The organism is Gilliamella sp. B14448G11, assembly GCF_016101765.1.
GTDB lineage: Bacteria > Pseudomonadota > Gammaproteobacteria > Enterobacterales > Orbaceae > Gilliamella > Gilliamella apicola_N.
The window spans coordinates 47054-55426 of sequence record NZ_JACFPX010000020.1 but is presented as its reverse complement, the minus strand read 5'-3'; the positions used below and the strand labels follow the sequence as shown (position 1 = coordinate 55426).

At 31.7% G+C, this 8373-nt stretch carries 5 protein-coding genes; 4 read left to right on the top strand and 1 reads right to left on the bottom strand.

Features of this window, described 5'->3' with window-relative positions:
* The first annotated feature begins 272 nt into the window (after window positions 1-272).
* Window positions 273-986 (top strand): cyclic nucleotide-binding domain-containing protein, encoded by a 714-nt coding sequence (locus tag H3S88_RS11535; protein WP_086351307.1) that lies wholly within the window; start codon window positions 273-275, stop codon window positions 984-986.
* 50 nt (window positions 987-1036) lie between these two features.
* Window positions 1037-2083 carry a YdgH/BhsA/McbA-like domain containing protein gene (locus H3S88_RS11530; RefSeq protein ID WP_198228907.1) on the top strand — a complete coding sequence of 349 codons (1047 nt, stop codon included), beginning with the start codon at window positions 1037-1039 and terminating at the stop codon, window positions 2081-2083.
* A gap of 101 nt (window positions 2084-2184) precedes the next feature.
* On the opposite strand, the gene hrpA is transcribed toward H3S88_RS11530, so the two are convergent.
* The gene (gene hrpA, locus H3S88_RS11525; protein ID WP_198228908.1) at window positions 2185-6051 is read right to left on the bottom strand and encodes an ATP-dependent RNA helicase HrpA; all 3867 of its coding nucleotides are present in this window, start codon (window positions 6049-6051) and stop codon (window positions 2185-2187) included.
* Between the two features lie 75 nt (window positions 6052-6126).
* Here hrpA and H3S88_RS11520 point away from each other — a divergent pair, with 75 nt between their 5' ends.
* Both H3S88_RS11520 and pykF read left to right on the top strand, forming a co-directional pair.
* Window positions 6127-6546: an META domain-containing protein gene (locus H3S88_RS11520; RefSeq protein WP_198228909.1), complete on the top strand. Its 420-nt coding sequence runs from the start codon at window positions 6127-6129 to the stop codon at window positions 6544-6546.
* 320 nt (window positions 6547-6866) lie between these two features.
* Entirely contained in the window at window positions 6867-8279 is a 1413-nt protein-coding gene (gene pykF, locus H3S88_RS11515; protein WP_025315592.1) for a pyruvate kinase PykF, read from the top strand.
* Window positions 8280-8373 lie beyond the last annotated feature (94 nt).

The following is an 8373-nucleotide window of genomic DNA, read 5'->3' as shown; positions in this document are numbered from 1 at the left end:
TGTATTTAAGTACCGGCCAATATCATTTAGTCCTCTTTTCTTCTCTTCTTTTATTTTGAACTTAATTGTTATTCTTGACTTTTATCAATTATTATATAAGATATAAATTATATCGGTTTAGTGTAGTTTTATATGAAATATAAAGTTTTTTTGTATTTCTATAAAGATATTAGATTATTTTTGTAAATAAAAAAATAATGTCTAACTACTCTTTGTTTTTTATTATAGAATACATTGTTCTTGTCAACTAATGGATTAACATTTTCGGAAAGATGCAAACTAAATATAAGTCATTACGATCAAAAAGCTATTCTGTTCCATGTGAATTGTGCAGTACTGGATCACTATGTATCCCAATGTTACTCAATAATACCCTACATACAGTGTTAGATCGTAAAAAGTCTTATATAAAAGATGAGATCTTAATTCACGAAAACACTTCTTTCACAAAATTATTCATCATCCATTCAGGCGCATTAAAAACCTATGTTACTACTTCAAATGGTAATGAACAAATCAATGGTTTTTATCTACCAGGTGATATTGTTGGGTTAGACTCCATTTCAACAAGGGTTTATAACTATACTGTTAAAGCGTTAAATAATGTTTCTATATGCGAACTCCGCTATGATGAATTAATGGAATTAGTTGATACAAATAAAACTACAAGAGATATGATTTTAAAATTATTAAGTAATGATATCTATAATTTTCAAAAGTTAGTTTTATGTTATTCACAAAAAAAGGCTGATGAACGTCTAGCCTATTTTATTTATTCTCTTTATAAACGTTATGAAAAACGTGGTCATACTTCATTGAATATAAAGTTATCTATGAGTAGAACCGATATCGCTAATTATCTAGGATTAACCATTGAAACTGTTAGTAGAATTTTAACTAAATTTCAAGAACTTGATATTTTATCCGTGAAAGGTAAATATATTTTCATCAAAAATTTAAACGCTTTAATTGTTTTGGGAAAGTAATTTATTTCATGATAAAATGTTAAATAAGTTAATTCTAAGGTTAATCAAATATGATAAGTTTAAAGAAAACTCTTATTGTAGCGACTATCGCTGCGAGTCCAATTAGCTCATTTGCAGCTCAACAATTAAATGAAGAACAAGCTAAAGACCTTCAATCTTTTAAACAAATTACTGTTCGTGGTGCTTTTTATACCGATAATGATTATGTCACGGCTATGTCAAAAGCAGCTGATAAAGAAGGTGCTTCAGCATTCTATATAACTACTACGAATATCAGTCCATCGAATGATACATTGCGTATCGTTTACGCTAAATTATATAAGTCAGATGCACCAAAGGCTGTTGAAACAGCTGAGAACTTTCGTAAATTTGAAGGTGTATTTGAATATCCAAAATCTAAGGCGATTCGTTTAGAACCTTTTAATATTGTGCGCATACGTGGATACTTTCCTAGTGAAATTGATTTAAATCAAGCTGTTGCAAAAGAAGCTTTAGCAAAAGGTGCCTACGCTTTTTATATTGATTCTCGTTCTGAATTAGGCAGCAATATCCAAGTCGCAGCTTACTTGTTTAAAAAAGATGCTCCAGAGCGTAAACTTCAACCTGAAAACGCCATTCCTTATGATTCTGAAGCTGGCCAACTTGCACTTGCACAAGGTGGTGAAGCAGCGATGCAAGTTGAAAAACCTGGTTATTATTCACCATCTGCATTTAATGAGAAATTTTATGCAGACAAATTTAATAATAAAGTAAAAGTAATAGATCAATCTACCACAAAGACAACACAAACGAAAATAACTGGAACTGCTTCAACCGATGTTGCTCCTGCAGTTGCAACCGAACCACAACGCTTAATACGTTACACTGTAACGCTTCCTGACGGAAGAAAAATTCAAGAATTGAATGATGCTACAGCCGCAAAAATGGTTGCTTTTGATACTATTAAATTCCGAGGATATTATGTAACTGATCATGAAATTTCTTATCAAGCAGGTAAAAGAGCGATTGAAAATGGAGCTAAATATTATCATATTGCTCGAGTAGCTCATGATACTAAAGGACCTAATATCACTGTATTTGTAGATCTTTATAAGTAGCATTTTTGAAGATGGGCGTATTCCACGCCCTACTTTCTCTTTTATTTTCTTCTTATTATTTCATGTTCTAATTTTAAAACCTGAAATGATCATCCTAATATTTATAATTCAGATTTTACAAGTTCGATCTGCTGTTTAACTCGTTTAGGTGAAATTGGATAAGGGGTTCCTAATTGCTGAGCAAATAGATTCACTCTTAACTCTTCAATCATCCAACGTATATTAATGACACTATCTTTAGATCTAACAATTTGTGGCAAGCTATTAACCCATTTTTCATATTGATTTTCAACTTCCTCAATAATATTCATCGATTGTCTATCTTTTGTTACATTACCCATAAGTTTTTCAATTCTTTTTTCAATTGCTAGTAAATAACGATAAACATCAGCAAGTCGTTTATAACCCGAATCAGCAACAAAACCTTTATAAACTAGATTACTAAGTTGCCTTTTTATGTCTGACAGAGCAAAAGCTAATGATAGATCAACTCGACCTTTTAATTTTTTGTTAATGTTATAGTGTAAAGTCAAAATACTTTCTACCTGTTTAGCAATATCTATAACCGTTTCATTGATATTTGTTTTGGTATAATCAAGCAATTTTTGATATTGATCTTGATTTTGAATATTTTGATTATATTTATCTATTAATTCATCAACAGCACAAGCAATACAATCATCAATCAACATTAATACGGTACCAAAAGAATTAAAATAAAGTCCTAATTTGGATTTATTCGGTAATTTTTCATGTAAATATTTGATTGGTGAAGGAATATTCAGCATTAACAAACGTCTAAGACCCAATTTATTTAATTTTTGTTGTTCCTCTTGATTATCAACTAATTCGATACTAACTGAATCTTGATGATCGATAAGTGCAGGATAAGCTTTAACTGTATAATTTTTCTGTTTTTCTTCATAAGTTGTAGGTAATGTACCAAAATTCCAATCAGTTATATTACTTTGCTCAATGGATACTATTTTTTTGGTAGTTAAAGTGGATAAAGCTTTTTGAACTTCATTTTTTAACTGTTCTTTCAATAAGACTAAATCTTTGCCTGATGCAATTTCTTCATTATTGCTATTAATAATGCTAAATGTCATTTTTAAATAATCGGGAACCTGATCTAGTTGCCAATCTTCAGATGTGATTTTTACTCCAGTCATTTTGCGAAATTCATTTTCTAAACTTTCAAGAATTGGTTGGTCTGTTGTTTTTATTCTCTCTAAAAATGCTTCTGCATAATTCGGTGCAGGAACAAGATTACGACGTAATGACTTTGGTAATGATTTAATTAAGGCAATAATTAAATCTTTCCTGAATCCAGGAACTTGCCAATCAAATCCTCTATTTTTTATTTGATTTAACAAATCAATAGGGATTTTAATTGTGACGCCGTCACGATTATGTCCAATATCAAATTGATATTCTAATGCTAATTTAAAATTATCTTGATACCAGAAATCAGGGAAGTCACTTAGATTAACCAGCTGTGCTGATTGTTTGATCAGCATCTCCTTTTCAATATTAAGATAATCAGGTTGAGATTTTTGCTTTTGTTTCCACCAACTATCAAAATGTTTTGTAGAAATAACTGAATCGTCAATACGTTTATCATAGAATTCGTAAAGCTCATCGTCGTCAATTAAAATATCTTGGCGACGCGATTTATGTTCAAGATCTTCAACTTCCTTGATTACTCTTTGATTTTGTTTATAAAATTTGTGATTAGTTAACCAATCACCTTCAACTAATGCGTGCCTGATAAATAAAGAACGACTTAAAACTGGATCAATTTTACTATAATTAACTATACGATTAGCAACAATTGGTAAACCAAATAATGTTACTTTTTCGTTGGCTATTGTGGTGCCCTGCTTTTTAGACCATCTTGGCTCACTATAACTGTATTTAATCAAATGTTGGGCTATAGGCTCGATCCATTCTGATTCAATTTTAGCTGCAGTTCTCCCCCATAATCGACTTGTTTCGACCAGTTCGCTAACAATACACCATTTCGGCTGAGTTTTAAAAAGTGCTGAATTTGGAAAAATTGCAAACTTAATATTTCGAGCTCCGATATATTCACGTTTTTCAATTTCTTTCATGCCAATATGAGATAATAACCCACTCAACAAAGAAGTATGTAATGAAATATAATCAGCAGCTTTACTGTTTATTGGAAAAGCTAATTGTTTGATGGTCTGTCTGATTTGCGTATAGACATCTTGCCATTCCCTGATACGAAGATAATTTAAAAATTCTTTTTGACATAATCGTCTAAATTGATTTCCTGATAAAAGATCTTGCTGTTCTTGGATGTAATTCCACAAATTAATTAAAGATAAAAAGTCTGATTCTTTATCTGCAAAACGGCGATGTTTTTCATCAGAAGCTTGTTGTTTATCAAATGGCCTTTCTCTTGGGTCTTGGATAGACAAGGCTGCTGTAATTATCATTATTTCTTTTGTACAACCTGATCGCCTTGCTTCTACTAACATTCTGGCCAATCTTGGATCAATAGGCAATTGAGCTAAAATTTTACCTGTTGCAGTTAAATGATATTGATGATGCTTAATGTATATTGCACCAAGCTCTTCTAATAATCGAATACCATCACGAATATATCGGGAATCAGGTGCTTCGACAAAAGGAAAAGCAGCGATATTACCTAAACCTAATGAAGTCATTTGTAAAATTACCGAAGCTAAATTAGTTCGTAATATTTCGGGATCAGTAAATTCTGGTCGGGATAAAAAATCATTTTCATCATATAAACGAATACATATACCATCCGAGGTACGCCCACAACGACCTTTTCGTTGATTAGCCGAAGCTTGAGATATCGGTTCAATTGGTAATCGCTGGACTTTTGTTCGATAGCTATAACGACTAATTCTGGCTAAACCAGGATCGATTACATATTTAATTCCTGGTACAGTTAATGATGTTTCTGCGACATTAGTTGCAAGAATAATTCGACGTTTGGAATGGGATTGGAATATACGATTTTGTTCTGTTGCAGATAATCTAGCATATAAAGGTAAAATATCGGTATGGCGTAATTCTAATTTATTAAGTATATCGGCTACATCACGAATTTCCCGTTCACCAGTTAAAAATATTAATATGTCACCAAAGCTTTCTGCTGATAGTTCCTCAATAGCATCAAGAATAGGTTGAAAATCGTTAATTGTATCATCTTCTTCATTGAAAATGGGTGGACGGTATCTCACTTCTACAGGATAAGTTCGTCCAGAAACTTCAATTATTGGCGCTTGATTAAAGTGATTAGAAAATCGTTCCACATCAATGGTTGCTGATGTAATTATTACTTTTAAATCTGGACGTTTAGGTAATAGTTGCTTTAGATAACCTAAAATAAAGTCAATATTTAAACTACGTTCATGAGCTTCATCAATAATAATAGTATCATATTGTAGCAACAATTTATCTTTTTGGATTTCAGCAAGTAATATACCATCAGTCATTAGTTTTATTAATGTTGTTTCACTCACATGATCTGAAAATCTAACTTTATAACCAACTAACTGCCCTATTTCTGTTTTTAATTCTTCCGCAATACGATTTGCAACAGAACGAGCAGCTAATCGTCTTGGTTGGGTATGACCAATATATCCTTTAATCCCTAAACCTAGCTCTAAACAAATCTTCGGAATTTGTGTCGTTTTACCTGACCCCGTTTCACCTGCAATAATGACAACTTGATGGTTTTTTATAGCATCATAAATCGCCTGTTTTTTTTCAGATACAGGTAAATTGTCAGGATAATGAATTTTATTTGGTAACGACAATACTCGGGCTTGGTAATGCTGGTTAGCTGCTTGTATAGCCAAATTAATATCATTCTCAAGATGATTTTTTTTAGCCAGTTTTATTATTTTATGTTTATCTAAGAAAGTCGTTGATTTTAAATCTTTTAGTTGCTGTTGAGATAACATAGAGAGTAAAATGCTCTGTTAATAATCTAAATTGTGCTCAATTATAGCAAATTAAACTTTTTATTAGGAGTTTAAATGAAAAAAACGATTTTTATTTTACCTTTAATTGCTACAGCTTTCACCATTTCTGGTTGTAATAAATCAAACAATGTCAAAGATACCGATCTTATGCATCACCACTTTGTGCTAGTAAAGGCTAATGGACAAAAAATCGCATCTGATAAGTATGCTGAATTAGAATTCGGTGAAAATATGACAATAACAGGAAAAATGTGCAATTTATTTTCTGGAAAAGTTGCATTAAACGATAATGTTATTAAAGGAGCAGGTTTAGCTATGACCAAAATGGCTTGTCCTGATAGAGAACTGGGTGAATTAGATGCAGTTATTGAAGACTTAATTGTTAAAGGTGCAAAGATTGAATTAACAAAGGATCAATTAATTCTAAAGAATGAAGATAACGAACTTACTTATAAACTTAAAGAGTTAATGTGATTGAAACGTATGCATTTCCTCAAACATTTTGACAAATATTTATATTATTAAAATGTTTTTTAGTGGCTAATTGAGACAATTTCATTACAAAAAGCTTTATTTTAAATGTAGTTAAGAATATAATGGCTCCAGTTTTGTAGATGTCCAAGCTTTAATGAAAATGACTAATTCTTCAAATATTTTATTTAAGTTATGTAACTATTTTGTAGTTACTCATCTCTCTATATACCAATCTAATCAATCATCAGACATTGATTTTTTTTGCGAAAAAAGATTATTTGAATTTTAAACATTAACTTTAACAACTAGTAGAAAATATTATGAAAAAGACAAAAATAGTTTGTACCATAGGTCCTAAATCTGAATCAAAAGAGATGCTAGCCAAATTATTAAACGCAGGAATGAACGTTATGCGTTTAAATTTTTCTCATGGTGATTATGAAGAGCATGGTAATCGAATAAAGAATTTACGAGAAGTAATGCAAGAAACTGGCTTAAAAGCTGCAATCATGCTAGATACCAAAGGTCCTGAAATTCGTACTATTAAGTTAGAAGGCGGAAATGACGTTTCATTAGTAGCTGGTCAAACTTTCACTTTCACCACTGATAAGAATGTCGTTGGTAATTCTGAGCGTGTTGCTGTTACCTATGATGGTTTTGCGCATGATCTAAAACCAGGTAATCGCGTGCTAGTTGATGATGGCTTAATTGCTATGGATGTTAAAGAAATTAAAGGTAATGAAGTTATCTGTACAGTTTTAAATAATGGTGATTTGGGGGAAAATAAAGGTATTAACTTACCGGGTGTTTCAATTAAATTACCTGCTTTAGCTGAAAAAGATAAAAATGATCTTATCTTTGGTTGTGAACAAGGCGTTGACTTTATTGCGGCTTCATTTATTCGTAAACGTTCAGATGTTGAAGATATCCGCGCTCACTTAAAAGCTCATGGTGGTGAAGATATCAAAATTATTTCTAAAATTGAAAACCAAGAAGGTTTAGATAATTTTGACGAAATATTAGAAGCATCAGATGGTATTATGGTTGCTCGTGGTGATTTAGGTGTTGAAATTGCGGTTGAAGAAGTTATCTTTGCTCAAAAAATGATGATTAAAAAATGTAATCGAGCATCAAAACCAGTTATTACTGCAACACAAATGCTTGATTCAATGATAAAAAATCCTCGCCCTACTCGTGCTGAAGCGGGTGATGTAGCTAACGCAATCATTGATGGAACTGATGCAGTGATGTTATCAGGCGAAAGCGCTAAAGGTAAATACCCACTTGAAACGGTGAATGTCATGGCAACTATTTGTAAACGTACAGATAGCACTATTCCTGCTTCATTGGAACTTACCGCTAAAGAAGAAAAATTACGAATTACAGCAGCAGTTTGTTGTGGTGCAGTTGAAATTGCAGAACGACTCAATGTTCCATTGATTGTTGTTGCAACTCGCAGTGGCAAATCTGCACGTGAAGTACGTCATTATTTCCCTAAAGCACGTATTTTAGCACTTTCATCAAGTCAAAAAACCGTTAATCAATTAGCATTATCTAAAGGTGTAGAGCCTATTTTAATTGATGCAATTAACTCTACTGATGATTTTTACCGTTTAGGTAAAGAAATGGCAGTTAAACATTGCGGTTTAAATCAAGGTGATACAATTGTGATGGTATCTGGAGCACTGGTTCCAAGTGGAACCACCAACACAACTTCAGTTCATAGAATTTAATTAATTCTAATATCGTTAATTAAATATAAAAAGCTAGCTATGTGCTAGCTTTTTTTTTTACTTAAGTTATCCTGTAAATATACAGTATTAATAA

Coding starts and splice junctions, on each gene's coding strand:
- H3S88_RS11535 (WP_086351307.1), top strand. CDS start 273: ATGCAAACTAAATATAAGTCATTACGATCAAAAAGCTATTCTGTTCCA.
- H3S88_RS11530 (WP_198228907.1), top strand. CDS start 1,037: ATGATAAGTTTAAAGAAAACTCTTATTGTAGCGACTATCGCTGCGAGT.
- hrpA (WP_198228908.1), bottom strand. CDS start 6,051: ATGTTATCTCAACAGCAACTAAAAGATTTAAAATCAACGACTTTCTTA.
- H3S88_RS11520 (WP_198228909.1), top strand. CDS start 6,127: ATGAAAAAAACGATTTTTATTTTACCTTTAATTGCTACAGCTTTCACC.
- pykF (WP_025315592.1), top strand. CDS start 6,867: ATGAAAAAGACAAAAATAGTTTGTACCATAGGTCCTAAATCTGAATCA.